Annotated in this window: 25 protein-coding genes and 1 pseudogene; 6 read left to right on the forward strand and 20 right to left on the reverse strand. The window is 54.1% G+C overall.

Features of this window, described 5'->3' with window-relative positions:
- Positions 1-22: 22 nt before the first annotated feature.
- The 11 genes and pseudogenes from IRT44_RS05110 to pepF form a co-directional block, all read right to left on the reverse strand.
- Positions 23-226: a hypothetical protein gene (locus tag IRT44_RS05110; protein WP_371808859.1), complete on the reverse strand. Its 204-nt coding sequence runs from the start codon at positions 224-226 to the stop codon at positions 23-25.
- A gap of 313 nt (positions 227-539) precedes the next feature.
- Positions 540-1,826, reverse strand: coding sequence for an adenylosuccinate synthase (locus IRT44_RS05115; RefSeq protein ID WP_171563925.1), 1,287 nt, complete (start codon positions 1,824-1,826; stop codon positions 540-542).
- 258 nt (positions 1,827-2,084) lie between these two features.
- A pseudogene (gene dnaB, locus IRT44_RS05120) lies at positions 2,085-3,433 on the reverse strand (replicative DNA helicase).
- A gap of 24 nt (positions 3,434-3,457) precedes the next feature.
- On the reverse strand, positions 3,458-3,901 hold the full coding sequence (gene rplI / locus IRT44_RS05125) for a 50S ribosomal protein L9 (RefSeq protein ID WP_171563923.1): 444 nt from the start codon (positions 3,899-3,901) through the stop codon (positions 3,458-3,460).
- A 67-nt stretch (positions 3,902-3,968) separates the two neighbouring features.
- Positions 3,969-5,906, reverse strand: coding sequence for a DHH family phosphoesterase (locus IRT44_RS05130; protein ID WP_171563922.1), 1,938 nt, complete (start codon positions 5,904-5,906; stop codon positions 3,969-3,971).
- A 4-nt stretch (positions 5,907-5,910) separates the two neighbouring features.
- Positions 5,911-6,819 (reverse strand): DUF2232 domain-containing protein, encoded by a 909-nt coding sequence (locus IRT44_RS05135; protein WP_171563921.1) that lies wholly within the window; start codon positions 6,817-6,819, stop codon positions 5,911-5,913.
- Positions 6,820-6,907: 88 nt separating this feature from the next.
- Entirely contained in the window at positions 6,908-7,138 is a 231-nt protein-coding gene (gene rpsR / locus IRT44_RS05140) for a 30S ribosomal protein S18 (RefSeq protein WP_171563920.1), read from the reverse strand.
- 57 nt (positions 7,139-7,195) lie between these two features.
- Positions 7,196-7,654, reverse strand: a complete 459-nt coding sequence (locus IRT44_RS05145; protein ID WP_171563919.1) for a single-stranded DNA-binding protein — start codon at positions 7,652-7,654, stop codon at positions 7,196-7,198.
- Between the two features lie 29 nt (positions 7,655-7,683).
- Positions 7,684-7,971, reverse strand: a complete 288-nt coding sequence (rpsF, locus tag IRT44_RS05150) for a 30S ribosomal protein S6 (RefSeq protein ID WP_171563918.1) — start codon at positions 7,969-7,971, stop codon at positions 7,684-7,686.
- A gap of 139 nt (positions 7,972-8,110) precedes the next feature.
- On the reverse strand, positions 8,111-9,211 hold the full coding sequence (gene ychF, locus IRT44_RS05155) for a redox-regulated ATPase YchF (RefSeq protein ID WP_171563917.1): 1,101 nt from the start codon (positions 9,209-9,211) through the stop codon (positions 8,111-8,113).
- Positions 9,212-9,983: 772 nt separating this feature from the next.
- On the reverse strand, positions 9,984-11,897 hold the full coding sequence (pepF, locus tag IRT44_RS05160) for an oligoendopeptidase F (protein WP_171563915.1): 1,914 nt from the start codon (positions 11,895-11,897) through the stop codon (positions 9,984-9,986).
- Between the two features lie 340 nt (positions 11,898-12,237).
- On the opposite strand from pepF, the gene IRT44_RS19455 reads away from it, so the two are divergent.
- Entirely contained in the window at positions 12,238-12,327 is a 90-nt protein-coding gene (locus tag IRT44_RS19455; protein WP_171563914.1) for a YjcZ family sporulation protein, read from the forward strand.
- Positions 12,328-12,617: 290 nt separating this feature from the next.
- Here IRT44_RS19455 and IRT44_RS05170 read toward each other — a convergent pair whose 3' ends face one another.
- Genes IRT44_RS05170 through IRT44_RS05180 form a run of 3 tightly spaced genes read right to left on the reverse strand, consistent with a single transcriptional unit; the run spans position 12,618 to position 14,023 of the window.
- A complete protein-coding gene (locus IRT44_RS05170) occupies positions 12,618-12,827 on the reverse strand; it encodes a DUF951 domain-containing protein (RefSeq protein ID WP_171563913.1) in 210 nt (69 codons plus the stop codon).
- 30 nt (positions 12,828-12,857) lie between these two features.
- Complete coding sequence (locus IRT44_RS05175; protein ID WP_171563912.1) at positions 12,858-13,745, reverse strand: mechanosensitive ion channel family protein; 888 nt, start codon at positions 13,743-13,745, stop codon at positions 12,858-12,860.
- A gap of 2 nt (positions 13,746-13,747) precedes the next feature.
- Positions 13,748-14,023 carry a putative Se/S carrier protein gene (locus IRT44_RS05180; protein WP_171563911.1) on the reverse strand — a complete coding sequence of 92 codons (276 nt, stop codon included), beginning with the start codon at positions 14,021-14,023 and terminating at the stop codon, positions 13,748-13,750.
- A 294-nt stretch (positions 14,024-14,317) separates the two neighbouring features.
- Between IRT44_RS05180 and yyaC the strand changes: the two genes are divergently transcribed.
- Positions 14,318-14,929, forward strand: coding sequence for a spore protease YyaC (yyaC, locus tag IRT44_RS05185; RefSeq protein ID WP_171563910.1), 612 nt, complete (start codon positions 14,318-14,320; stop codon positions 14,927-14,929).
- A gap of 67 nt (positions 14,930-14,996) precedes the next feature.
- Here yyaC and IRT44_RS05190 read toward each other — a convergent pair whose 3' ends face one another.
- Together IRT44_RS05190 and IRT44_RS05195 are read right to left on the reverse strand one after the other, a co-directional pair.
- Positions 14,997-15,896, reverse strand: a complete 900-nt coding sequence (locus tag IRT44_RS05190) for a diacylglycerol/lipid kinase family protein (protein ID WP_171563909.1) — start codon at positions 15,894-15,896, stop codon at positions 14,997-14,999.
- Positions 15,897-16,027: 131 nt separating this feature from the next.
- Positions 16,028-16,789, reverse strand: coding sequence for an ArsR/SmtB family transcription factor (locus IRT44_RS05195; RefSeq protein WP_171563908.1), 762 nt, complete (start codon positions 16,787-16,789; stop codon positions 16,028-16,030).
- 100 nt (positions 16,790-16,889) lie between these two features.
- Between IRT44_RS05195 and IRT44_RS05200 the strand changes: the two genes are divergently transcribed.
- The 4 genes from IRT44_RS05200 to IRT44_RS05215 are packed head-to-tail and all read left to right on the forward strand — an operon-like array spanning position 16,890 to position 19,325.
- Positions 16,890-17,897 (forward strand): DMT family transporter, encoded by a 1,008-nt coding sequence (locus tag IRT44_RS05200; protein ID WP_230077577.1) that lies wholly within the window; start codon positions 16,890-16,892, stop codon positions 17,895-17,897.
- Complete coding sequence (locus IRT44_RS05205) at positions 17,897-18,082, forward strand: NADPH-dependent FMN reductase (RefSeq protein WP_230077578.1); 186 nt, start codon at positions 17,897-17,899, stop codon at positions 18,080-18,082. The genes IRT44_RS05200 and IRT44_RS05205 overlap by 1 nt, the downstream gene beginning before the upstream one ends.
- On the forward strand, positions 18,079-18,465 hold the full coding sequence (locus IRT44_RS05210) for an NADPH-dependent FMN reductase (protein ID WP_230077579.1): 387 nt from the start codon (positions 18,079-18,081) through the stop codon (positions 18,463-18,465). The genes IRT44_RS05205 and IRT44_RS05210 overlap by 4 nt, the downstream gene beginning before the upstream one ends.
- Positions 18,462-19,325, forward strand: a complete 864-nt coding sequence (locus IRT44_RS05215) for an arylamine N-acetyltransferase family protein (protein ID WP_171563906.1) — start codon at positions 18,462-18,464, stop codon at positions 19,323-19,325. Before IRT44_RS05210 ends, IRT44_RS05215 begins: the two co-directional genes overlap by 4 nt.
- Before the next feature lie 164 nt (positions 19,326-19,489).
- On the opposite strand, the gene IRT44_RS05220 is transcribed toward IRT44_RS05215, so the two are convergent.
- The 4 genes from IRT44_RS05220 to IRT44_RS05235 all read right to left on the reverse strand — a co-directional run bounded on the left by IRT44_RS05220 (position 19,490) and on the right by IRT44_RS05235 (position 23,334).
- Complete coding sequence (locus tag IRT44_RS05220) at positions 19,490-20,206, reverse strand: DUF554 domain-containing protein (protein ID WP_171563905.1); 717 nt, start codon at positions 20,204-20,206, stop codon at positions 19,490-19,492.
- Between the two features lie 351 nt (positions 20,207-20,557).
- Positions 20,558-21,718, reverse strand: coding sequence for an aminotransferase class V-fold PLP-dependent enzyme (locus IRT44_RS05225; protein ID WP_171563904.1), 1,161 nt, complete (start codon positions 21,716-21,718; stop codon positions 20,558-20,560).
- A gap of 18 nt (positions 21,719-21,736) precedes the next feature.
- Positions 21,737-22,579, reverse strand: coding sequence for a ParB/RepB/Spo0J family partition protein (locus tag IRT44_RS05230; RefSeq protein ID WP_171563903.1), 843 nt, complete (start codon positions 22,577-22,579; stop codon positions 21,737-21,739).
- Positions 22,576-23,334 carry a ParA family protein gene (locus IRT44_RS05235; protein WP_171563902.1) on the reverse strand — a complete coding sequence of 253 codons (759 nt, stop codon included), beginning with the start codon at positions 23,332-23,334 and terminating at the stop codon, positions 22,576-22,578. Before IRT44_RS05235 ends, IRT44_RS05230 begins: the two co-directional genes overlap by 4 nt.
- Positions 23,335-23,559: the final 225 nt, after the last annotated feature.

Here is a 23,559-nt window from a genome sequence, read left to right on the forward strand (position 1 = left end):
TATGTTTATACGCATCGGGACGTCACACCTCGACCATCGACGTGATGTCCTTCAGCGCCAGGCGGCGAATCGTCGTTTTCCCTTCATCCCGCTGTTTGTATGTGGTGATGAAGCAGAGATACCCGTTGTCAAAATGAGTCATGGTTCCTTTGATGACGCAGCCGTTGAACATTTTCACCTGGACGTTCTTGCCCAGGAGTTTCATTGCCTTTTGATCAAATCCCATCATCGCGACCACCTCATTTTTCCCTTGGTATGCCATACCATATGCCCAGACAAAGTCGGTTTGTGTCTGTCCGCCACAAAAAAATTTTCCCCTGCTTATCCTCCTGGGCACAAACGAAGACGACAGGACAAGAGTGCTCCTTCTTTCCGACCTGAATGGGACAAACAGACCAGGACGTTTTGGTCAAACGGGGGCAAAATCCCTTCCTCCGCACTGCGAAACCGGTCACAGAAATATCAGGTGACAAATGAAAATAAAAAAGCTGCCCGAAACGGCAGCTTTTTCGTATGCAATTTGCCTGATACAAAATTGATTATCCGTAGATGCCGCGGACAACCACGGTCTGTTCGCGGTCAGGACCCACGGAGAAAATGGAGAGCGGAATGCCGGTGAGCTGGGTGATGCGCTCCACGTAGTGGCGGGCATTTTCCGGCAGATCGTTGAGACTGCGCACTCCGGTAATGTCTTCCTTCCACCCCGGCAGCTCTTCGTAGATCGGTTTGCATTTGGCCAGCATATTCAGACTTGCCGGGAACGACTCGATAATTTGCCCGTTGTACTCGTACGCCGTGCAGATGCGCAGGGTGTCGATGCCGGTGAGCGTATCCAGCTTGGTCACGGCCAGTCCGGTGATCCCGCTGACGCGGCGGGCATGGCGGACTACCACGCTGTCAAACCAGCCGACGCGGCGCGGACGTCCGGTGGTTGTGCCGTACTCGAATCCCGCTTCGCGAATGTAGTCGCCGGTTGCGTCGGTCAGCTCGGTCAGGAACGGGCCGTCACCTACGCGGGTGGTATAGGCTTTGGCGACACCAATCACCTGGTTGATCTTGGTCGGACCGACGCCGGAACCGATCGTGACCCCGCCGGCAATCGGGTTGGAGGAGGTGACGTACGGATAGGTGCCCTGATCGATGTCCAGAAGTACCCCTTGCGCGCCTTCAAACAATACGCGGTTGCCGCGGTCGATCGCGTCGTTCAGCACCACGGAGGTATCGGTGACGTACGGACGGATGATCTCCGCATACCCCAGGTACTCTTCCAGTATTTCGTTCAGGTCAAAGCCGCTGGTATTGTACATTTTCTCCAGCAGGCGGTTCTTCTCGGCCAAATTGCGCTCCAGTTTGCGCGCAAACTCATCCTTGTCCAGGAGATCGGCGATGCGAATGCCGATTCTCGCCGCCTTGTCCATGTACGCCGGACCGATTCCCTTGCGCGTGGTGCCGATCTTGTTTTGGCCGCGGCTCTCTTCTTCCACGCTGTCCAGCTTGATGTGGTACGGCATGATGACGTGCGCGCGGTCGCTGATTTTCAGGTTTTTCGTGGAGAACCCGAAACCGTGCAGGTAATCCAGCTCCGCCACCAGCGCCTTCGGATCGATCACCATCCCGTTGCCGATCACGCAAATTTTATCTTTATAGAAAATCCCGGAAGGAATCAAATGCAGCTTATACTTGTTTCCATCAAAAATAATCGTGTGCCCCGCATTGTTACCCCCTTGGTAACGGGCCACGACCTCTGCGCTTTCTGCCAGATAGTCTGTAATCTTTCCTTTACCTTCATCGCCCCACTGGGTTCCGACGACAACGACCGTTGACATCGAAAAACACCTCCTGCATTCGTCATATCCTTGATTGGGCCTGAAACACCCTAAGTGTACTAAACCAATTCATACCTTGTCAACGAAAATACGAACGTTAGGAGTTTGGTTAGTTTATACGTTCGGTATTTTTATCTTATTCAGAAAAACAGCCGCTGATCCCTCTTTTGCCGCTATCATGCGGACACAGCAAAAAAGCCGGACAGCTGTCCGGCCTTGCACCTGCCTGTGCCGCCTTCGCTGACCGCGGTGCGCTGCTCAACCCGCCATGTCGCGAAAGCGGTTGTCCAGGCTGACAAACTTGTTGTATTCCTTTAAAAACGCCAGCTCCACGGTTCCGGTCGGGCCGTTCCGCTGCTTGGCGATAATGACTTCGATCACGTTTTTGTTCTCGGTTTCCTTGTCGTAGTAGTCGTCCCGGTACAAAAACGCCACGATATCCGCGTCCTGCTCGATGGAGCCGGATTCGCGGATGTCGGACATCATTGGCCGCTTGTCCTGGCGCTGCTCCACGGAACGGCTCAGCTGGGAGAGCGCGATGATCGGCACGTTCAGCTCGCGGGCGATCCCTTTCAGCGTACGGGAGATTTCCGATACCTCTTGCTGCCGGTTTTCTCCGCGCCCGCGTCCCTGAATGAGCTGCAGATAGTCGATCACGATCAGCCCCAATCCTTTTTCCGCCTGCAGCCGCCGGCATTTGGCCCGTATGTCCTGCACGGTAATCCCCGGCGTATCGTCGATGTAGATGGGGGCCTTGGCCAGCGTTCCGATCGCCATCGTCAGCTTCTGCCAATCGTCCTCTTCCAGCCAACCCGTCCGCATCCGGGATGCATCCAGGTTGCCTTCCGCGCAGATCATCCGCTGTACGAGCTGCGATGCCGCCATCTCCAGCGAAAAGATCGCCACGGTCTCTCCCGCGCGGGCCGCCACGTTTTGCGCCACGTTCAGCGCAAACGCAGTTTTCCCCACGGACGGACGGGCGGCCAGGATGATCAGGTCGCTGCGCTGAAAGCCGGAGGTCATTTTGTCCAGGTCCGGGTAACCGGACGGAATGCCGGTCACGTCCCCCGTCTCTGGCTGAGAAATTCAATCCGTTCGTAGGTTTCCAACAGCACGTCGCGAATCGGGACAAAGCCCCCGCTGTTGCGATTCTGGGCAATTTCCAGGATGTATCTCTCGGCATCCGCGAGAATCTGCGTGACGTCGTCTTCGCGCGAATAACCGTCATTGGCAATTTTGGTCGCCGTGAGAATCAACCTGCGCAGCAGCGACTTTTCCTCGACGATGCGGGCGTAGTATTCGATGTTGGCCGCCGTCGGCACGGATCTGGCGATTTCCGTCAGATAGGTGACGCCGCCCACTTCGTCCAGCAGCTTGTGGTCCTGCAGTTCCGCCGTCACCGTGACGAGGTCGACCGGTTCCCCTCTTTCGTAGAGGTCCTGCATCGTTTTAAAAATCCGCTGATGCGCCGTCTTGTAGAAATCTTCCGGTCGAAGAATCTCGATGGCCGTGATGAGAGCTTCCTTGGATAAGAACACTGCCCCCAGAACAGACTGCTCGGCCTCGTTGTTTTGCGGCGGCACACGGTCCAAAAACAGGTCGCTCACGTCACACCCCCTCGCTTGCCTCGATTATTCTTCCACCACGTGCACTTTGAGCGTTGCCGTCACTTCGTTGTGCAGCTTAACCTTGATTTGCGTCACACCCAGCGAACGAATCGCTTCCATCTCCAGTTTGCGCTTGTCTACCTTGATGTTGAACTGCTCTTCCAAGGCTTGCGCCACCTGTTTGCTCGAAATGGCGCCGAACAGGCGGCCGCCCTCTCCCGCTTTTCCCGCTACTTTCACGGTCAGTTCGTTCAGCCGTTTTGCCAGTTCCTGAGCTTCCAGCTTCTCCTGCTCCTTGCGTTTTGCCTCGCTGCGCTTCTGCGCTTCCAGCGTCTTCAGGTTGGCCTCTGTCGCTTCCTTGACCAGTCCGCGCGGCAGCAGGAAGTTGCGCACATAGCCTTCCGACAGGTCTTTCACTTCGCCTTTTTTGCCTTGTCCTTTCACATCTTGCAGAAAAATGACTTTCATCGTCGTTTCCCCCTTTTCATCGAATACTGGTCGAGGGCAGAGCGTAACAACAGTGCCTTACGCGCGCCTAGACGACCTCATCGATTGCTTCTTTCAAGCGTTTGACCGCCTCTCGCAGGGAAATGCCCTCGATCTGGGTGGCCGCGCCGTTCAAGTGGCCGCCGCCGCCCAATCGCTCCATGATGGATTGGACGTTGATGTCCCCCAGGGATCGGGCGCTGATCAGCACGGTGTCATCGGCGCGTCTGGCGACGACAAACGACGCGGCAATCCCGGACAGCGACAGCAGTTGCTCCGCCGCCTGGGCCACCTGTACCTGTGTAAAGTCCTCGCTCGGATCGCCCACGGCAATCGCCATGTTGTCGCGGTACGTCTCCGTGTTCATGATGACGCGCGCCCGCTTTACGTACTGCTGCAAGTCTTCCTTCAGCAAGCGCTGAACAGCCGCCGTGTCTGCCCCGTTCCGGCGCAAAAACGATGCCGCTTCAAAGGTGCGCGAACCGGTGCGGAATGCAAAACTCTTGGTATCCACCACGATCCCGGCCAACAGGGCCGTCGCGATCAGGTTGTCGATGTTTAACCGTTCGCTCTGGTACTGCAACAGTTCCGTCACCAGCTCCGATGTGGAGGAGGCGTACGGTTCCAGGTACAAAAGCACCGGCTCGATGAACTCTTCGGAGCGGCGATGGTGGTCGATCACCACGATCCGGCTGGTCTCCTGCAATAGCTGCGGTTCGATGACCAGCGACGGCCGGTGTGTGTCGACGACGACGAGCAGCGTCCTGCCGGTGACAAGACGAATCGCCTGCTCCGGTGTAATGAACGAGTCGGCCAGCTCCGGATGGGCGTAGATCTCCTTCATCAGCCGCTCCACGGACGAGTTGCCTTCGTCCATGACGATGTAGGCCTCTTTGTTGTGGACCTGCACCGCCTTTAACACCCCGAGCGACGCGCCGATCGAGTCCATGTCCGGCTGCTTGTGTCCCATGACAATGACGTGCTCTGCTTCGTGGATCAGGTCGCGCAGCGCGTGCGCGATCACGCGGGCACGGACGCGCGTGCGCTTCTCCACGGCGTTGGATTTGCCGCCGTAAAACGTCAATTTGTTGCCCACTTTGACCGCGGCCTGGTCGCCGCCTCGACCCAACGCGATATCCAGGCTGGATTGGGCCATTTGTCCCAGTTCGATGTACGTGTCGGCTGCCGCCCCCACCCCGATACTGAGTGTCAGCGGTATCTTGTTGTCGGCCGTCATCTCCCGCACGACGTCCAAAATGTCGAAACGGCTTTCTTCCAATTTGTCCAGCGTCTCTCGCTCCATTAGTCCCAAAAACTTGTCGGCCGTGAGTCGACGCAGGTAGATGCCGTGCTTGTTGGCCCACTCCGTAATGACCCCGGACACGCTGGTGGATAACAGAGTGCGGCTTTGTTCGTCCATGACCTGTCCCACTTCGTCCAGATTGTCGAGGTGAATGATGGCGAGCACGGCCTTTTCGCGATGGTAGCGAAGCGACAGCTCTTTCATGTCGGTAATGTCCGTAAAGTAGAGCAGCCGCTCATCGGGCCGGATCAGCACTTCATAGGTACGTTCGTTGTAGGTAAACTCCAGTCGCTTCTGCTCCGGTTTCCAGCTCAGATGCGGAAAAACGTCCTGGAGACTTTTCCCGATCATCATTTCGTCTCCCGACATGTTCGTCATGAACGGGTTTACCCACTCGATTACCTTATCTTCGTTGTACAACAATATGCCGATCGGCAGTTCCTGGATGACGCCTTCTCCCGCTTTTTTCACGCGGTGCGTCACTGTAGCCAGGTATAGGCGCAGATCCCGTTGAAAGCCTTTTTCCGCTTGCAGGGCATAAAGAACCAGGCCAATCAGACAGATAATCCCGATCGCCCCGTACATCCAGTGATGCAGCGTCAAAATCCCCAACAGCAACAAGCTAAAGCTGAGAGCCAGGACCATATGCAGCCCGTACCAACGCTTTAACAGGAATTTGGGCATTTCCTCAGCCCCTCTTCACTCTTGTTTCCAGTTTTTTGCGCAATTGCAGCCCCAGATCTAAAATGCCTAATAAGCTAAGTATAGTAGTTAGGAACGGAAAAATAAATAGAGAGACAACAAGCGCCGGGGCTAATCGCTTCCATCCGTACAGATGACAGGCAAACAGAACGAAAGCCAATCCCTGCAGGACAAAGACGCCGTCCAGCATCACCTTTACGTTGAGAACGGCGCTTGACCAGAACGTTTCCTCCATCTCCTGTCCTACCACGAACAGACCGATCAGGGCAGCAAAATAGTAGTACAGCAGGGAGCGGGGAAAGCTCCACTCGCGCACCGGCTTCAGGGCGGGCACGGGGTACCCCAGCCGCTTGCCAATCAAGCGCGCCAGCCCGTGTGTGATGCCGCTCTGCAGGTAGCTGAACATGACCAGAAACGCCGGCAATACCATTTTGCCAAGCGCAAGGGACTGTTCAAACTGCTCTTTGGTCATAAACGACGGCTTGAAGGCTGCCGCCTCCCGCATGACCGCCTGGAAGTCGACATGCAGGACAAACGTTGCGAGAGCCAAAAAGGAAACGAATCCGAGAAACACCACGCCGGCTCCCGCCGTAATCGCAGACAGCGCCGTCCCGCGCTTGGCGTACATCACGCCCATGACGCCGCCCCACAGCCCGGACAAAAGCGCGATAAAGCCGGTCGTCGGCCCGATCAGCACTCCGCTCAACAAGGCAAAGCCTGTCACGATCCAAATCATGTTCGGGACCGTTCGTCTCATGCCCAACAGCACGAACGGCAGCGGAAGCAATAAGCTGGTTACGACGCCGAGCACCGTGTAGAGGCTGACAAACAGCAGCACCAGCGCGATGGCCAACAGCACGGCGTTCTCCGCCAGTTGTTTGGTTTTTGAAGGCATGGCGACACCTCACTGAAAATCTGGCAATGACAACAAATATGGAAAAAAGAGGGCCACACAATTGTGTCCCCCTTTTGCATTGTGTCAATTATTCAGCCGTGTACTGCAGCAGTGCCACTTGACGTGCACGTTTGATGGCTACGGTCAGCATGCGCTGATACTTCGCAGAAGTGCCGGTTACGCGACGAGGCAGGATTTTGCCGCGCTCGCTGATAAACTTCTTCAGCAGATCGGTGTCTTTGTAGTCGATGTGCTTGATTTTGTTTACCTTGAAGTAGCACACTTTGCGACGCTTGTTCGGACGTCCTTTGCGCGCCATGAAAAGTCCCTCCTTTTGCAGGAAATGTGAAGTTCTACGATTGAACGCAACCTCAAATCAGAACGGCAAGTCATCATCCGAAATGTTGATCGGCTTGCCAGCATTGGCAAAGGGATCTCCAAATGGATCAAAGTCGTCACGTTGGCCGCCGGTCGGTTTCCCGCCGCCAAAGCCGGGATCGTAACCTGCGCCTTCACTGCCACGCCCGCCCAAAAACTGGACGTTTTCCGCCACAACTTCCGTCACGTACACCCGTTTGCCTTCCTTGTTGTCGTAGGAACGCGTCTGAATGCGCCCTTCGACAGCCGCTTGTCTGCCTTTGCGCAGATACGTGGCGCACAAATCGGCCAGTTTCTGCCAGGCGACAATGTTAATGAAGTCGGCTTCCCGCTCGCCCGCCTGATTGGGGCGCGGACGGTTCACCGCGAGGGTAAAGGTGGCAACAGCGACACCGTTTGGCGTATAGCGCAACTCCGGATCTTTCGTCAGGTTTCCGATGAGAATGACTTTATTCATCTTGGGTCCCCCTCTGCCCGCGACGACGATTACTTCTCTTCACGAACAAACAAGTAGCGAATCACGTCGTCGTTAATTTTCATGAGACGCTCTGCTTCCGCAACAGCATCGGGATTCGCCTTGAAGTTCATCAAAACGTAGTAACCCTCACGGAACTTTTTGATCTCATACGCAAGACGACGCTTGCCCATCTCTTGAAGATTGGTCACTTCGCCGCCGAAGTTGGTGACAACTTCCTGGTAACGAGCAACGTTGGCTTTTACTTTCTCCTCTTCAAGGTCTGGACGCAATACGTACATTACTTCGTATTGACGCATACCTTTCACCTCCTTATGGACTTAGCGGCCCTGTACGGGCAAGGAGCGAGTGCAGATAGATAAGCATGGGACATGCACTCCATAAATACTCGCATTTTTGTATTATAGCAAAGCGCCTTCTGAGAGGCAAGGTTGAGTTCTATACGTTGAACCGGAAATGCATGACATCGCCGTCCTGGACGACGTACTCTTTCCCTTCCAGACGGTACTTGCCCTTTTCCCGGGCGGCCGCCACGGAACCGGCTTCCACCAGGTCGTCGTAGGAGATCACCTCGGCGCGGATAAAGCCCCGTTCAAAGTCGCTGTGGATCACTCCCGCTGCCTGCGGGGCCTTGGTGCCCTTGCGGATGGTCCACGCACGCACTTCCTGCACGCCGGCAGTGAAGTAGGTGATCAGTCCCAGCAGGTCGTAGGCGGCGCGAATCAGACGGTCGAGACCGGACTCCTTCAGCCCCAGCTCTTCGAGGAACATCTGCTTGTCTTCGCCTTCCAGCTCGGCGATCTCCGCCTCCACCTTGGCGCTGATCACGACCACCTGCGCCCCTTCCTCTGCTGCCTGCTTGCGCACCGCCTGCACGTGCGGATTGTTGTCGGCGTCAAGAATGCCGTCCTCCGCCACGTTGCACACGTACAGCACCGGCTTGATGGTCAACAGATGCAGATCGCGGATCAGTTTGCGTTCATCCTCGTCCAGCTCCACGCTGCGCGCCGGCTTGCCTTCTTCAAATGCCGCCTTCAGGCGTTCCAGCACGTCCAGCTCCTGCTTCGCCTCTTTGTCGCCCGCTTTTACCTTGCGGCCGATCCGGTCGATGCGCCGTTCGACCGACTCCAGGTCGGCAAAGATCAGCTCCAGGTTGATCGTCTCCATGTCGCTCAGCGGATCGACGCGCCCGGCCACGTGCGTGATGTTTTCGTCCTCAAAGCAGCGCACCACGTGAGCGATCGCATCCACCTCGCGAATGTGTCCCAGGAATTGGTTGCCCAACCCTTCGCCCTTGCTGGCCCCTTTGACCAGACCGGCAATGTCCACAAACTCAAATGCCGTCGGAACCACCTTGTTCGGCACCACGATCTCCGTCAGCTTGGTCAGGCGCGGGTCCGGCACCTCGACAATACCCACGTTGGGGTCGATGGTACAGAACGGATAGTTGGCCGATTCGGCGCCCGCCTGCGTGATCGCGTTGAACAAAGTCGACTTGCCTACGTTGGGAAGGCCTACAATGCCACAAGATGCACCCATCTATATACACTCCTTGTTTTCATCCTCATATCCTTTTCAGTATATAGATTTGGCTGAAAGAATACAATTGTCTCCTTGTGGCAGCATATCCCTGCATGCGGTTGCGTCTGTGAGCGTCTTTTACGCTACTTACGTTAGCATCCTGTGCTGGGACAAAAAAAAGCTCCCTTTCTTGCGGGACAGGGGCTATTTATACTTGTCCTGTTTGATAAAACTAGTCCCGAACACAACACAAAAATGAAACGCCTCCGCTGAATACGAGGGCGCACGTTACGTCATCATTTACTGTTTTTCATTTTCATCCTTTTGCTGCATAAAAGAACTCAATGGATCTTTGCCAACTCGACCGGACATCATATCGTCAAAAGGGGTATAATCTGTCCTGCTTGGCAGCTTGTTTTTTTTAATCGACTTATAAATCAACCACAGTAATCCTGACGAAGGTAAACAACAACGGGATTACACTCATTTGTTTCACCTTCATCAACCGAAGCTGAAGACAAAGTACATGGCATGGAGTGATGGGCCAAGCGAGCTCCTTTGACGACCTGCTCAGCGGAAAAACGCTAGACGCAGGGAAAAACAGGGGGCACAAGTTTCCTTTCGTCGAAACACCCAGATGTTTGCCCCCTGCCCGCGTCGCGTTTTGAAGCGGACATCATCTACTTCTTTGCTGGGCGTCAAGAGAGCCAGCGGGCCCGATCACCCATGCGCCACCAACTTTGTCTACACACGGAAACTCCCTTCACTGCCGAAGGGAGTTTCTCCTGCACTAATTCTTTTCGTTGACCAGCTTTTCCAGCTCGTTGAGCGTCTCCTCGAAGATCTCCATCGCCTGTTCGATCGGCTTGGAAGTGGACATGTCCACGCCTGCCGCTTTCAACACCTCGATCGGCGGCGCGGAGTTTCCTGCTTCGAGGAAGTTTTTGCGAATGCGGTCGACTGCCGGTTTGCCTTCGTCCAGCACCTGTTTGGCCAGAGCCTGGGAAGCGGCGAAGCTGGTGGAGTATTGGTAGACGTAGTAGCGGTAGTTGAAGAAATGCGGTACACGCGCCCATTCCATGGCGATTTCCTCGTCCGAGACCATGTCCTTGCCGTAGTACTTCTTGTTGAGGTCCAGATAAATCTGCTTGAGCGCTTCGGCGTTGAGCGATTCACCCGCCTGTTCCTTCTCGTGAATCAACCGCTCAAACTCGGCAAACTGGGTCTGTCTGAAAAGCGTGGAGCGGAAGTTCTCCAGGTAGTGATTGAGCAGGTACATTTTCTCTTCCTTGGTCTTGGCCTTTTCGTACATGCTCTTGAACAGCAGCGTTTCGTTCATCGTGGACGCCACTTCCGCCGTAAAGATCGGATAGTTCGACGTGATGTACGGCTGCGTCTTGTTGGTGTAGTACGACTGCATCGCGTGGCCCATTTCGTGGGCAATCGTAAACACGTCGTCCAGCGTGCCCTGGTAGTTGAGCAGCACGTACGGGTGCGTGTCATACGCTCCCCACTGGTACGCCCCGCTGCGCTTGTCGTCGGTGGAGTAGACGTCCACCCAGCCGCCTTCCAGGCCCTCGGCCAGCACCTTCACGTAGTCGTCCCCCAGCGCCTGCAGTCCGTCGATGACCATCTTCTTGCCTTCCTCGTACGGAATGTACTTGTCGTCAGACGGCACGATCGGCACGTAAATGTCGTACATGTGCAATTCCTTGACGCCGAGCATTTTCTTCTTGAGCGCGATGTAGCGGTGCAACAGCGGCAGGTTTTTGTTCACGGTTTCGATCAGTTCGTCGTACACTTTCGTAGGGATGTTGTTGGGCGTCAGGCTGGCCTCCAGCGCAGAGCCGTAATTGCGCGCCTGGGCGTAAAAGTTGTCCGCTTTTACTTTGGCTGCCAGCGTCTGGGCAAAAGTGTCCTGGAAGTCTGTCAGCGCCTGATAGTATGCCTTGAACGCATCTTTCCGCACCCGCGGGTCCTTGCTCTCCAGATAGGAGACGAAGTTGGCCCGCGTCAACTGCACTTCATTCCCCTTTTCGTCCTTGATTTTTGGAAATTTCACGTCCTTGGAGAGCATGCTGTAGATGTTGGTCGGCGAGTTGCCCAGCGGCGACGATTTGGCCAGCAATTCCTCCATCTCTTTGGGCAGCGAGTACGGTTTGGTGCGGATCATGTCCTCCAGCATCATTTTGTACGGCGCCAATTCCTTGGCTTCCAGGAAGCTCTTCATCTTGCTGTCCGGAATGGCGACGATCTCCGGCTGCATCCACGAGGTCTTTTCGGAGACCAGCGTGTTCATTTTTTCCGCCCGGTCGGCCAGCTTTTGCAGTTCGGGATTTGCCGAGTTGACGTCCAGGGCCATGTTGGCGTAGACGTACGCCTTGTCGTTCAAGCGCATCAGCGCACTGTAGTCGTCCAATGCCTGCAGCAGCGATTGCACCGATTGGCCCAGTTTGCCCTGATGCTTGGTAAACGCATTTGCCAGCGCTTCCACCTTGGCGACGTCCTTCTCCCAGTCCTGAACAGTCGGGTAGATATGATCCAACTTCCATTTGTATTTGTCGGGAATTTCGGCGCGGGATTTGTAAACGGGCGCTTCAGCCGCAGCCGCCACCGCCGCCGTGCTGTACGGGATAAACGGGGAAGATACGGTCGTCAACGCGATTGCCAGCGCCGTCAAAGATGCCAACGCATGCTTTTTCACACAGAATCGCCCCTTTTCTTTATGTTATATCTTTGCTAAATACTGTAATTATATCCCTCCCCCTAAATTCCTTCTTACTAATAAAAATATTTAAAATATTTAATACTATTTATCCAAAGATTTGCATTGTTTGTGAATAAAACTGTGAATAATATTTGGCGAATCGTATGGTTATCCACAGTTTTAGCGGCAAATTCCCGGAAAAACGACCTGGTTGTCCACATTTTTGTGGATAGTGTTGTGTATAACTTAATTTCCGCGCAGCGTGACAAACGCCCATACCGCCTCCTCTCCTCTGACATAGCATAGGTAATGAATCCAGGGTAGGAGGTGTTAGCTAGTGGGTATCTTCAACGGCCGCTTCGACGGTTTCGCGCTTGTGCTGGTTCTCTTCATCCTGCTTGTTATCGTTGGTTGTGACTGCGAGTAACGTTCCCGCGCTATCCAAGCTATATAAGGTGTACAACCGTTTGAAGCGAGCATATCCATCCCCGGCATCGCTTCGACAGCGGCTTTGCCTGAATATCGAGAGGGTAACCACACGAGGTGTTGCGCAAGGCCAGACGGCAACCGACCGGGTCCCTTGCCTTTTGCCATCATTGACCAAACGAAAGAGGATGCAACCTGTGACGCGTCGCATCCTCTTTCCTTGTGCTCGCTTGTTCGATTTTGCTGTGCTTGCCATCGTTTTCGCCGACCCGGCATTCCAGCCGTGAACGGTTACGATTCCGGCTGTTCCTCTGCCCGAACCAGCACTTTTTTCATTTTCCGCTCAAATTCCAGACGCGGGATCATCACGCTGTGTTCGCACCCGGTGCATTTAATGCGGATGTCCATACCCATGCGGATTACTTTCCAGGCGTTTGTCCCACATGGATGGGGCTTTTTCATCTGCACGATGTCCCCCAGGGCAAACTGCTTACGTTCCATGCTTCTCCCTCCTTTTCCTCTTCCCTCTTGTCAGGCTTGTCCTTTTGGCTGGAACACCAACCGCGGATACGGAATCTCGATGCCGCGGGCGTCGAACTCCCGCTTGATCATCGCCCGCAGCTTGCGGCTCACACCGTGATGGGTGTTCGGTTTGCATTCCGCCGTCACGCGCATGATCACTTCCATCGGACCGAAGGCGTGAACGCCAAGCAATTGCGGTTCCGCGACGATATCCGGCACTTCGTCCTGCGCCTTTTTGATGATCTCTTTCAGGACGCGTTCGACGTTGTCCAGATCCTCTTCATAGGCAACCGATACGTCCACGACCGCCAACGTGTTTTGCAGCGAATAGTTGGTCACCTGCGTGATGCTCCCGTTGGGGAAAATGTGAACCTCCCCCGTCCAACTGCGAATCCGGGTGATCCGCAGGCCGATCTCCTGCACCGTACCCGTCATGTTGTTGATCGTGACCACATCGCCCACGGCGAACTGATCTTCAAAAATGATGAAGAAGCCGGTGATCACGTCGCGCACCAGGCTTTGCGCGCCAAACCCGACTGCCAGCCCCAGCACCCCTGCGCTGACCAGCACGGGACGCAGGTCGACGCCCAACTGCTGCAGTGTCAGCAAGATGGCCAAAAAATAGATCGAGTAACGAGCGACGTTGTTCACCAGCACCCGCAGCGTGTCGACCCGCCGCTGCTCGATCTGCAGCTTGCTCCCCCGCCGATGTTGAAACACCCGGTTTACCGCCGCCTGGACGAGCGCCACCACGATGCGGGACAAGATGATAATCAGCAGGATTTTCAGGACGATCGCTCCGATTGTGATCCATGTGTCGGGATTGGTCAGGTAAGCGCTCGCTTGCGCATACAACGTCTCAAACCATCGCTCCTGTTTGGCAATTTCCTCTGTCACGTTTACTGCTCCTTCCTGTTTCCGTGTTCGTCGATTTCGTGGTAGCAGTCGGAAAACAAGCGAAAGTAGCCGCGAATTTCTACATGCTGCCCTTCGATGATTTCTCTGGCCTGCCGGTAATCAGCCAGCGGGAACTCAATGGACAAGGCGCAGCCGGCCGTGATTTCTTTCGGGGTCGGACGAGTGTCAATGTCGATATCGGCATACTCCAGCAGCATCTCCGCCCGCAGTGCCTGCTGGGTGGAATCGAACGCGATCAGTACAGTCTCGCCTTCCACATCGAGCCCCTCCCTCCACTTTTTCTGTTCCCATTGTACCTGTTCGGATACAACCGCGCCAGTTTCCCCGGTTGTAAAGAATTGCTTCTGCGGGTAATGCGTCAAGGCATAGAAATGAAACAGGCCCATCACGCTTTGCCTGTCGTTGTTTCACTATCCAGAGCGTTCAAAACAGCCGCAACCTTTGTATTAGCTGGTATAAAAAAACCCGTCCGGTACTATACTGTGAATACTTTTGGTGTGAACCGCATTCGGTGTTATCGGCCTTGAACGACGCGAGACTTGGGGGTAGTCATGAACCTGTTTGATAGCCAGCGCAAGGACAGCTCCTTGCCACCGTTTACCGTCGAGTATCGAAATGAAACCGCCGCAGATCAGTTGGCTCAACACCTGGCGCAGCGCATCCTCCTGAAAACGCAACGCGACGACATCGTCATCCTCTGCATCGGAACCGACCGTTCTACCGGCGACGCGCTTGGGCCGTTGGTCGGCAGCAAATTGAAAGCCCGCACGCACCACCTGTTGCACGTATACGGAACCCTGGAAGAACCCGTGCACGCCATGAATCTCCGCGAAAAACTGGATGAAATTAACCGGACCCATCCACAGGCACTGCTCATCGCCATCGACGCCTGTCTCGGCCAGTTTAGCAATGTGGGCAATATCAACGTGGCGGACGGGCCCCTGAAGCCAGGCGCCGGCGTAAAAAAGGACCTGCCCTCGGTCGGTACCTTTCACATTACCGGCATCGTCAACGTCGGTGGTTTCATGGAGTATTTCGTCCTGCAAAACACCCGGCTCTACGTGGTCATGCGCATGGCGGAGATTATCGCCAATGCCCTGTTTCAGGCCGCGCTGATTGTTTCCGGGGATCAAAACAAACTGGGCACGGCGCTGCAAGAGTAAGAAACGCTTCAACCATTCTGATAAAAAAAGACTTGTTTCCTTACGGGGAATACAAGTCTTTTTGCTGTTATGACAAGATGGTCAATCGCCGCCTGGCCACATTCACGGTGATCGGCGTAACGCCCGCCATTTCGCCGTCGGCATGCACCACCATTGGTCGTTCCGATTGAATGGTGATGGTAGCGCCGCGAAAAAAGCGAGCCGCCGGATGATGTACATGTTTGCCCGTATAAATCAGCGGAAAGGCCCGAAGCAGGCTCCAGCGGCTGGCGTGGCTGACCACACAGATGTCTGCTCGGCCGTCGTCCGGAACCGCATCTGGACAAATCTGCATCCCTCCACCGTAACTGGATATGTTTGCAACAGCGATCAGCCAGACGTTTTCCAGCGTCTCCTGACGGTCGTCGATCACAACCGTCACCGAGCAGGGCTTGTATGTGAGCAGAACGCGCACAACTGCAAGGAAATAAGCCAGGACTCCCAGCTTGATCTTGTTCAGCCACCGTTTATAGCGCGCCCGGTTTGCCGTTACTGCCACCTGACCGTCCAATCCGGCGCCAACGGAATTTATCGCCACCATTCCGTTGAGCTGGAGCACATCAATCGTTTTGGTTACATTTCCTTGCAAAATCTTCTCCAACGCCTGGAGCGGATCGCGCGGCAAATTGTGTCCGCGGGCAAAGTCGTTCCCCGATCCCGCCGGAATATGGCCAAACGCACAGGCAACCTGCGATTCGTGAATTCCGTTTACCACTTCATTGACCGTTCCGTCACCGCCCACTGCCACAATTCCGGTTACGCTTCCGTTTTGCAGCACGTCCACGGCAAGCTGCTTCGCTTCGCCCGCCATGGACGTCTTACGCACCAAGTACGCGACGTTCCTCTGCCTCAATTCCTCCTCCAGCTGCTTCCATACCATTGCTCCCCTGCCGTTCCCCGAAACGGGATTCACAATGAATCCAAGCATTCTGCCCTCTCCCCGCGAAGTTACTTGAGTTTATGACTGTATTATCATATGATCCCGTTCATCATCATCATAAAACAAAAACCGAGCATGTTATCAGGGATTCACCCTGACACCGCTCGGCTTTAGCTGGATTAGGAAGTTAATGACCTGCCTGTCTCGATCAATGTTTTCATACCGGACAGAACGATCGGCAATCCCTCTTCCAATACACGGGATGTATTTGGTGCTTCCTCAAACTCGTCGTGCACGACAGTCACCAATGTCACTCCGGCAAACTCAGCATGCGGCTCGATCTCCCAAGTCAAACGTGATGGCTTCTCCTCCGCGGTGTCGGCTTGCACAAGCAGTTGCCATGTCATCACCAGCCGACGGGGCGGCTCCACGACAAGAAACTCCCCTTTTGCCTGCAGCTGCCCTTGGGGATTCCATATCTCATACGGACAGCCTGCTTTGAATTCACCTTTAATCATTCCATTATACCAATATTGAGAAGTCAGCGAAGGATTGGTCAGCGCGTTCCAGACCTGTTCCGGATTTGTTTTGATCGCAATGCGGTTAATATGCCTGGGCTTTTGTTCCATGGCGGGTCCACTCTCCATCTCTTTTTTTAGCAGGCTTAATCCCGACACCCACGGTTCGGCGTACTTGCTTACCCACCTGTCGTAGATTTGGCGAATGGCTACAGGGTTCAAGTAGTGGTACTTCTCCCGCCCTACCTTACACGTAGTAAGCAGGCCCGCTTCCTCCAGAATGCGAAGATGCTTCATAACGCCGAATCGGGACATCTGCAGATGAGTGCAGAGATCATGTAATGTTCGGCCATCCTTTTCATACAACAGGTCCAACAGTGTTCGCCTGCTGGGATCGGCCAGTGCTTTAAATATATCGTCCATATGGAAATGCCTCCATGATGTCCACGAACTAGGCAATGGTAAAACATATCAATAACCATTGACATGTTACCATATAGTAACATATATTAAAAGTGACCATTTGGTCACATATTATGACGCACGGGATGTTCTGCCGGCAACCATCACGTTGCAACTCCTGGGGGTGATTTGGCAGCTGAAACTTGCTTATTTCGTTGCCATTCTGAATGCGGCGGTGATTGGCGTAACGTTTCTGCTTGTCAAACTGACGTTGACCTTCGCTACTCCTCTCGATACGTTGACCTACCGTTTCGCCGTCGCTTTTGCGGTCATGATTGTCCCGGCGATCTTTGGATTCTTCAAACTGGGCTACCGCGGCAAACCGCTGTTTTCCTTGCTGCTGCTGGCCTCCTTATACCCAATCGCTTACTTCGTGCTGCAAACATATGGGCTCCAGCATGCTGCGTCTGCGGAAGGCGGCATCATCAGCGCCATGACGCCAGCCGTCACGATGATATTTGCTTCCGTCTTTTTAAAAGAAACGACCACCTTGATGCAGAAGCTCTCTCTTCTTCTGTCTGCGAGCGGCATTGTGTTCATTTATACCATGAATGGCGCAAGCGACTGGTCGCGGACCACCGGCATCGCCTTGCTCGTTCTCGCATGTGTCACATTAGCCGGGTACAACGTGCTGGCCCGATTGGTCACCAGACATTTCAGTGCTATGGAAATCAGTTTTTTTATGGTGGGGATCGCATTCGTCTCATTTTTGACTGCATCCCTTGGCATCCATGCTGCGGCAGGAACGATTGATACCTTTGTCGCTCCTCTTTCCAGCGGTGTCTTTATCGCCTTGATCAGCTGTCTTGGCTTGATTCAAGTGGCAACTGCCTATATGGCCAATTTTGTCTTATCCCGGATGGAAGCCGCCAAGATGAGCGTATTCTCCCACTTGTCCACGATTATCGCCATCGGAGCGGGTGCGTTGATCTTGGAGGAGAGCGTTACTTGGAGTCATCTATGCGGCGCTGTCCTGATTATCTCAGGGGTCATTGGAGTGAATATGCCGTGGAATGTTTCTAGCACATCAGCAAAGCAGCTGAAAAAAACAAGCAAAGCGAGGTCATAATGATGCACATTGCCATGATCGCCGGGAGCAACCGGCAAAACGCGACAAGTACAAGTGTGCTTCGTTATATCGAAACCATTCTGAAAGCCCGAAACATCCAGGTCTCCTTTATCGATCTGGCGGTTGTGCGGCTGCCGCTCTTTTCCCCGATGCGGAAGATGTTCACCCGGAAGCAGATTTTATGATCAGATCAGTCAAACAAGCTGACGGCCTCATCCTGGCAACTCCCGAATACCATGGTTCCATCTCCGGTTCGTTGAAGAATGCGCTGGATTATTTGGATAACAGCCACGTAGCGGGCAAGCCGGTATTGACCGTAAGCTCGGCAGGCGGGCGTCTCGGTGTGAGTTCACTTGTCCATTTGCAAAGCATCATCCGGAATCTTCACGGTATTCTAAGTCCGGAATGGATCTCGATCGGGGACGGTCACCCCCTCTTTGATCGGGATGGGGCTCCTCGAGATCCGGAGATATTACAGCGCATTGATCAAGCCGTTGAACAATTTATCGAACTCGTGAGGAAGTTGGGAAACGACACACAACCTAGGAAAGTGATGATGGAATCATGATGACCCCCGCTGAAATCAAAACATACTTGAAAAGAATCGGCATTGAGGACATACAGCCGCCAACCTTGTCTTACCTCACGCAGCTTCACAGAGCGCATGTGGCATCCATCTCCTGGCAAACCATTGATATCGTCGCCGGCAGACCGGCTCCGATCGATCTGGATGAGTGCGTCCGGCTCATGCTGAGTAACCGCAGCGGTTATTGCTTTCACTTGAACGGCGCATTCAGTGTGCTTCTTCGTTCGCTTGGCTTCCGGGTTTTTTGGCATAGAGCCGGCGTCCAGCCTCTGGGGCAGGAACCTCGGATCAATTCCTTTCACCTCGGGTTAACCGTCAGCCTGCCGAATGAAGAGCAACAAGAACAGCGATACATCGTCGATGTGGGATTGGGCGATATGCCCTATGAACCAATCCCGCTGCAGATCGGCACTTACGAACAAGGGCCGCTGCGCTACCAGGTTGAGAGCTCCGGCGTCGTTCAAGGCGGTTGGCGGCTTGTTCATGACCCGAACGCATCGTTTGTCGGTGTAGATTTTGCTCCTGATGACTTGGAGGACCTGGAAGAGTTCAAACCCAAACACGAATTTTACAGCACGTCGCCGGAGTCACCCTGGTATAAGCTGTTTCTTGTTCGGCACAGACACGCCACGGGCAGTAATGAATTGAGAGGCTGTATATGGAACAAGCGGGGAATCGATGGGATTGAGAAAATCGAACTCCGTACAAAATCGCAATGGCTGGAAGTGCTGGGAGATGTGTTTCAGGAGCATTTGGTCAATTATAGCAAGCTGGAGCGTGACGATCTATGGAATCGGGTATGGAACTACCATGAGGAATGGAAAAAAGCGAATCAAAAATAAACGGGGACCAATCCAGTTTCGTTGCAAAAAAACCGTCAGGGATATGTTTCGTTCCCTGACGGTCCTCTATTTGTGGTCATGGTTGCCATGCAATTGCCCGCACGGTTTTCTACACACATATTGACTCTGCATTTATTTGCGGCCAAAGGAATAATTCGTCCACGTTATTTGAAGAAGGTGTCCAACCACTCCACAAGCGGAACACTCACTGCCGCAATTACCAGTGCAGGCAGCATATTGGCGACATTGATTTTCCGCAATTCCAAAATGTTGATGCCGATCGCGATAATCATCAATCCCCCTACCGCCGTTACCTCCGCCAGGATGGCCTCCAGCATCGCCGGGCTGACCAGACTGTTGATTTGTGTGGCCAACAGGGCAATCGTTCCCTGATAGAGAAAGACGGGAATCGCGGAGAAGATGACGCCTATGCCCAATGTCGATGAAAAGATGATCGCCGACAAGCCATCCAGCATAGATTTCGTGTACAAAATGTCGTGGTTGTTGCGCAAACCGCTGTCCAACGAACCCAACACGCCCATGGCACCGATGCAGTACACCAGCGTTGCCGTTACAAACCCGGTAGCGATTGTCCCCTGTCGGTTTCCCCCCATCTTTTTCTCCAGCCATTGGCCCAAGCGATTCAGGTTTTTATCGATGCCCATCAGTTCTCCGATGATCGAGCCCAGCACGATGCTGACAATCATGATCAAAATGTTGTTCGTATCCAGGCTCATTTTCACTCCCAGCACGATAACGGCAAGAGCAATCCCCTGCATCACCGTCTGCCGGATTGATTCCGGGATGCCGGACAACAAGCGCCCCAGCAATGCTCCCGCCGCAATGGCAAGCGTATTTACCAGTGTCCCCAACAAAAACACGTTCTCCACTCCTCTGTGATCGCAGCTTTTGGAAGAACTCCGTTTTGCCATTTCTGTACGCGGTGCTTTTACCGGGGGCTTTTACACAGGGCATTCGAAACAGCCTCTTCTGCACATATGTACAAAGCTGTTTTCACTCTGCCGTTATTCCCTCTTTCGCCTTTCCCTGCAAAGCGCTGCCGCGAAGGCACAGCCGCCTTCTTATGTTCCTCCTCAAGCGTTCTCTCCTTGCTGTTTCATGCCGTTCGCGGAATTTCCATCTGGTTGTTGCCGGTGCAATCATGTCAGAATCTCTGTCTCACCAGGGACTCTGCCGGTCATCACCTGAGCAGGCAACGTGGCCTCTTCCGCCTACGCCGGGTTGAACGCGGACGCAATCTCGCGGACCGCTTCCAGCAGCGCGTCTACGTCTTCCTCCGTATTAAAGACGCCAAAGCTGACCCGCACGGCTCCTCGCTGTTCCGTTCCTGCGGTCTGGTGTCCCAGCGGCGAGCAGTGGTAGCCGGCCCGCGTCGCAATCCCGTACTGCTGATCCAGGATAAAAGACGCCTCCGCAGCATCAACGCCTGCGATGTTAAAGGAAACGACGCCGACTCTTTCCGTTTCAATGCCCGGTCCGTACCATTCCACTCCCGGAATCTCCTGCAGTCCCGATATCGTCCGCTTCGTCAGTTCCCACTCATGTGCACGAATGGCTTCCACGCCTTTTTCCATGACAAACGTCACTCCGGCCAACAGACCAGCCAATCCCGTCGTGTTGACTGTTCCGCTCTCATAGCGGTCCGGCCTGGTCGTCGGCTGTTCGATTGCTTCTGATTGACTGCCTGTCCCTCCGTGGATCAGCGGCTCCAGATCTATTGACTCGTGAACGTACAGGCCGCCGGTCCCCTGGGGCCCGTAAAGTCCCTTGTGTCCGGGGAATGCCAGCATGCCGATGTTCATTTGCTCCACGTCGATCGGCAAGACCCCTGCCGATTGGGACGCGTCCACAAGCAATACGACACCGTGCCGCTTCGCCACTTCCCCCAATTCGGCGACCGGCAGAATCACCCCGGTCAAATTGGAAGCGTGGCTGACCACCAATAGTTTCGTTTTAGGCGTGATCGCCCGATCAAAATCTTCCGCGTGAAACCGTTGGTCGTCTCTCGGTTCCACATAGGTTATTTCCACCTGTTTGGTCCGACGCATGTACTCCAGCGGACGGCGCACGGAGTTGTGCTCAATCGACGATGTGACGACATGGTCCCCTTCTTTCAAAAACCCTTTGATCGCTTGATTCAGCGCCTGGGTCGCATTGAGATAAAAAAAGAGGTTATTCGGGTTTTGAATCCCAAACAACCGAGCCAATTGCACCCGCGTCCGAAACACGGTCTTGCTCGCCTTCATCGCCAACGCGTGCCCGCCTCTGCCCGGATTGGCCGCAAACTCATCAAGCACCTCAGCCATCATTTCCTTTACCCCGGGCGGTTTGGGCCAGGTAGAAGCAGCATTGTCCAGGTAAATGATCCGCATTGCTTCCTCCTTATGGGGTTACTCCACATACAAAATGTCCAATATGCGCTGCAAGTCTTCCTGCGAGTAGAAGTCGATCTCGATTTTCCCCCGTTTGGTTCCCTTTTTAATCTTCACCGATGTGCCAAGACGGCTGCGCAAACGTTCCTCCAGTTCCATGAGCTGGGGTTCCTTTTTGGGCTTTTTCTTCTTCGGTGTTTCACGTGAAACATTCAGTTGTTTCACCATTTCCTCCAACTGCCGCACACTCAATCCCTTTTTGACGACATCATTGGCAAGCTGGAGTTGTACCGTTTCCTTTTCCACGGACAACAATGCACGGGCATGTCCCATCGACAGCTCTGACGCTGACACCATTTCGCGAATCTTTTTGGGCAGCTGCAGCAGGCGCAGCATATTGGCCACGTGCGGTCTGCTCTTGCCGATCTTTTGGGCCAACTGTTCCTGCGTATACGAATGATGAGCGATCAGCTTTTCGTACGCTTCCGCTTCTTCGAGCGGATTCAGGTCTTCCCGCTGAAGGTTTTCGATCAGGGCAATCTCCATCAACTGTTGGTCGGAGTACGCCTTGACCACGGCGGGCACTTTTTTCAATCCGACCGATTTGGCTGCCCGCAATCGCCGTTCTCCCGCCACCAATTCATAGCCTTTGATGCTTTTTCGCACAATCAGCGGCTGAATGATACCGTGTTCCTTGATCGACTGAGCCAGTTCTTCGATCGCTGTCGGTTCAAACTCTTTCCGTGGTTGATACGGGTTGGGACGAATATCTCCGACGGCGATCTCCGTTACGCTCTCACCCTCTTCAATGAGATTGGACGTGATCAACGCGTTCAAACCTTTCCCTAAGCCCCTGCTCATACCCCTACCACTTCCTTCGCCAAGTCGGTATACACTTCCGCTCCGCGAGAGCGCGGATCATACGTGATAATCGCCTGTCCGTGCGACGGCGCTTCACTCAAGCGCACATTGCGGGGAATAATCGTCTTGTACACCTTTTCCTGAAAGTACTTCTTCACTTCTTCAATTACCTGCAGTCCCAGGTTGGTACGCGCATCCAGCATGGTCAGAACGACGCCTTCGATCGTCAGCTGAGAGTTCAAATGTTTCTGAACCAGGCGGATCGTGTTCAGCAGTTGGCTCAATCCTTCCAGCGCATAGTACTCACACTGGATCGGAATCAGCACCGAATCCGCCGCCGTCAGGGAATTCACCGTCAGGATTCCGAGCGAAGGCGGACAATCGATAATGACGTAATCGTATTTGTCTTTGACGACTTCCAGTGCCTTTTTTAACCGAACCTCACGCGAGATGGTTGGGACGAGCTCAATTTCCGCACCGGCCAATTGAATGGTAGCAGGGATGATCATCAGACCATTGATGTCAGTGGGCAACGTGGCATCTACGGGGCTGACATCATTGATGAGCACGTCGTAGATACAGTAGCGCACATCCGCTTTGTTCACACCAATCCCGCTGGTTGCGTTCCCCTGCGGATCAATGTCCACCAGCAGCACTTTCTTTCCCAACGTAGCCAAACAAGCGCTGAGGTTGACGGACGTGGTCGTCTTTCCTACGCCACCTTTCTGGTTTGCTACCGCAATGATTTTACCCAACTTCTCCACCTCATTTTTACACCATTCTACTAACCATGTTACCAGATTTAATCCAGAGTCGTACGCTGGAATTTAGAATTGAAACATTTTTCCACCCAAGGGCCCGAAGTGCCTCTTCGTCCTCCCAAATCATCAAAATGGGACGAGAGCCAAAAAGAAAGGCGGCTGTTGTCCGCCACCGTGTTCCTGCTTTACGGAACGATTCGATCATCGTGTCCTTTCCCC

It is taken from the genome of Brevibacillus sedimenti (assembly GCF_020923495.1).
GTDB lineage: Bacteria > Bacillota > Bacilli > Brevibacillales > Brevibacillaceae > Brevibacillus > Brevibacillus aydinogluensis.

What these genes read in the sequence shown, in the direction of transcription:
- IRT44_RS05110 (WP_371808859.1), bottom strand. Translation starts at nt 226, where the DNA reads ATGGGATTTGATCAAAAGGCAATGAAACTCCTGGGCAAGAACGTCCAG.
- IRT44_RS05115 (WP_171563925.1), bottom strand. Translation starts at nt 1,826, where the DNA reads ATGTCAACGGTCGTTGTCGTCGGAACCCAGTGGGGCGATGAAGGTAAA.
- rplI (WP_171563923.1), bottom strand. Translation starts at nt 3,901, where the DNA reads ATGAAAGTCATTTTTCTGCAAGATGTGAAAGGACAAGGCAAAAAAGGC.
- IRT44_RS05130 (WP_171563922.1), bottom strand. Translation starts at nt 5,906, where the DNA reads ATGCCCAAATTCCTGTTAAAGCGTTGGTACGGGCTGCATATGGTCCTG.
- IRT44_RS05135 (WP_171563921.1), bottom strand. Translation starts at nt 6,819, where the DNA reads ATGCCTTCAAAAACCAAACAACTGGCGGAGAACGCCGTGCTGTTGGCC.
- rpsR (WP_171563920.1), bottom strand. Translation starts at nt 7,138, where the DNA reads ATGGCGCGCAAAGGACGTCCGAACAAGCGTCGCAAAGTGTGCTACTTC.
- IRT44_RS05145 (WP_171563919.1), bottom strand. Translation starts at nt 7,654, where the DNA reads ATGAATAAAGTCATTCTCATCGGAAACCTGACGAAAGATCCGGAGTTG.
- rpsF (WP_171563918.1), bottom strand. Translation starts at nt 7,971, where the DNA reads ATGCGTCAATACGAAGTAATGTACGTATTGCGTCCAGACCTTGAAGAG.
- ychF (WP_171563917.1), bottom strand. Translation starts at nt 9,211, where the DNA reads ATGGGTGCATCTTGTGGCATTGTAGGCCTTCCCAACGTAGGCAAGTCG.
- IRT44_RS05170 (WP_171563913.1), bottom strand. Translation starts at nt 12,827, where the DNA reads ATGGAACGTAAGCAGTTTGCCCTGGGGGACATCGTGCAGATGAAAAAG.
- yyaC (WP_171563910.1), top strand. Translation starts at nt 14,318, where the DNA reads ATGAACCTGTTTGATAGCCAGCGCAAGGACAGCTCCTTGCCACCGTTT.
- IRT44_RS05190 (WP_171563909.1), bottom strand. Translation starts at nt 15,896, where the DNA reads ATGCTTGGATTCATTGTGAATCCCGTTTCGGGGAACGGCAGGGGAGCA.
- IRT44_RS05195 (WP_171563908.1), bottom strand. Translation starts at nt 16,789, where the DNA reads ATGGACGATATATTTAAAGCACTGGCCGATCCCAGCAGGCGAACACTG.
- IRT44_RS05205 (WP_230077578.1), top strand. Translation starts at nt 17,897, where the DNA reads ATGATGCACATTGCCATGATCGCCGGGAGCAACCGGCAAAACGCGACA.
- IRT44_RS05210 (WP_230077579.1), top strand. Translation starts at nt 18,079, where the DNA reads ATGATCAGATCAGTCAAACAAGCTGACGGCCTCATCCTGGCAACTCCC.
- IRT44_RS05215 (WP_171563906.1), top strand. Translation starts at nt 18,462, where the DNA reads ATGATGACCCCCGCTGAAATCAAAACATACTTGAAAAGAATCGGCATT.
- IRT44_RS05225 (WP_171563904.1), bottom strand. Translation starts at nt 21,718, where the DNA reads ATGCGGATCATTTACCTGGACAATGCTGCTTCTACCTGGCCCAAACCG.
- IRT44_RS05230 (WP_171563903.1), bottom strand. Translation starts at nt 22,579, where the DNA reads ATGAGCAGGGGCTTAGGGAAAGGTTTGAACGCGTTGATCACGTCCAAT.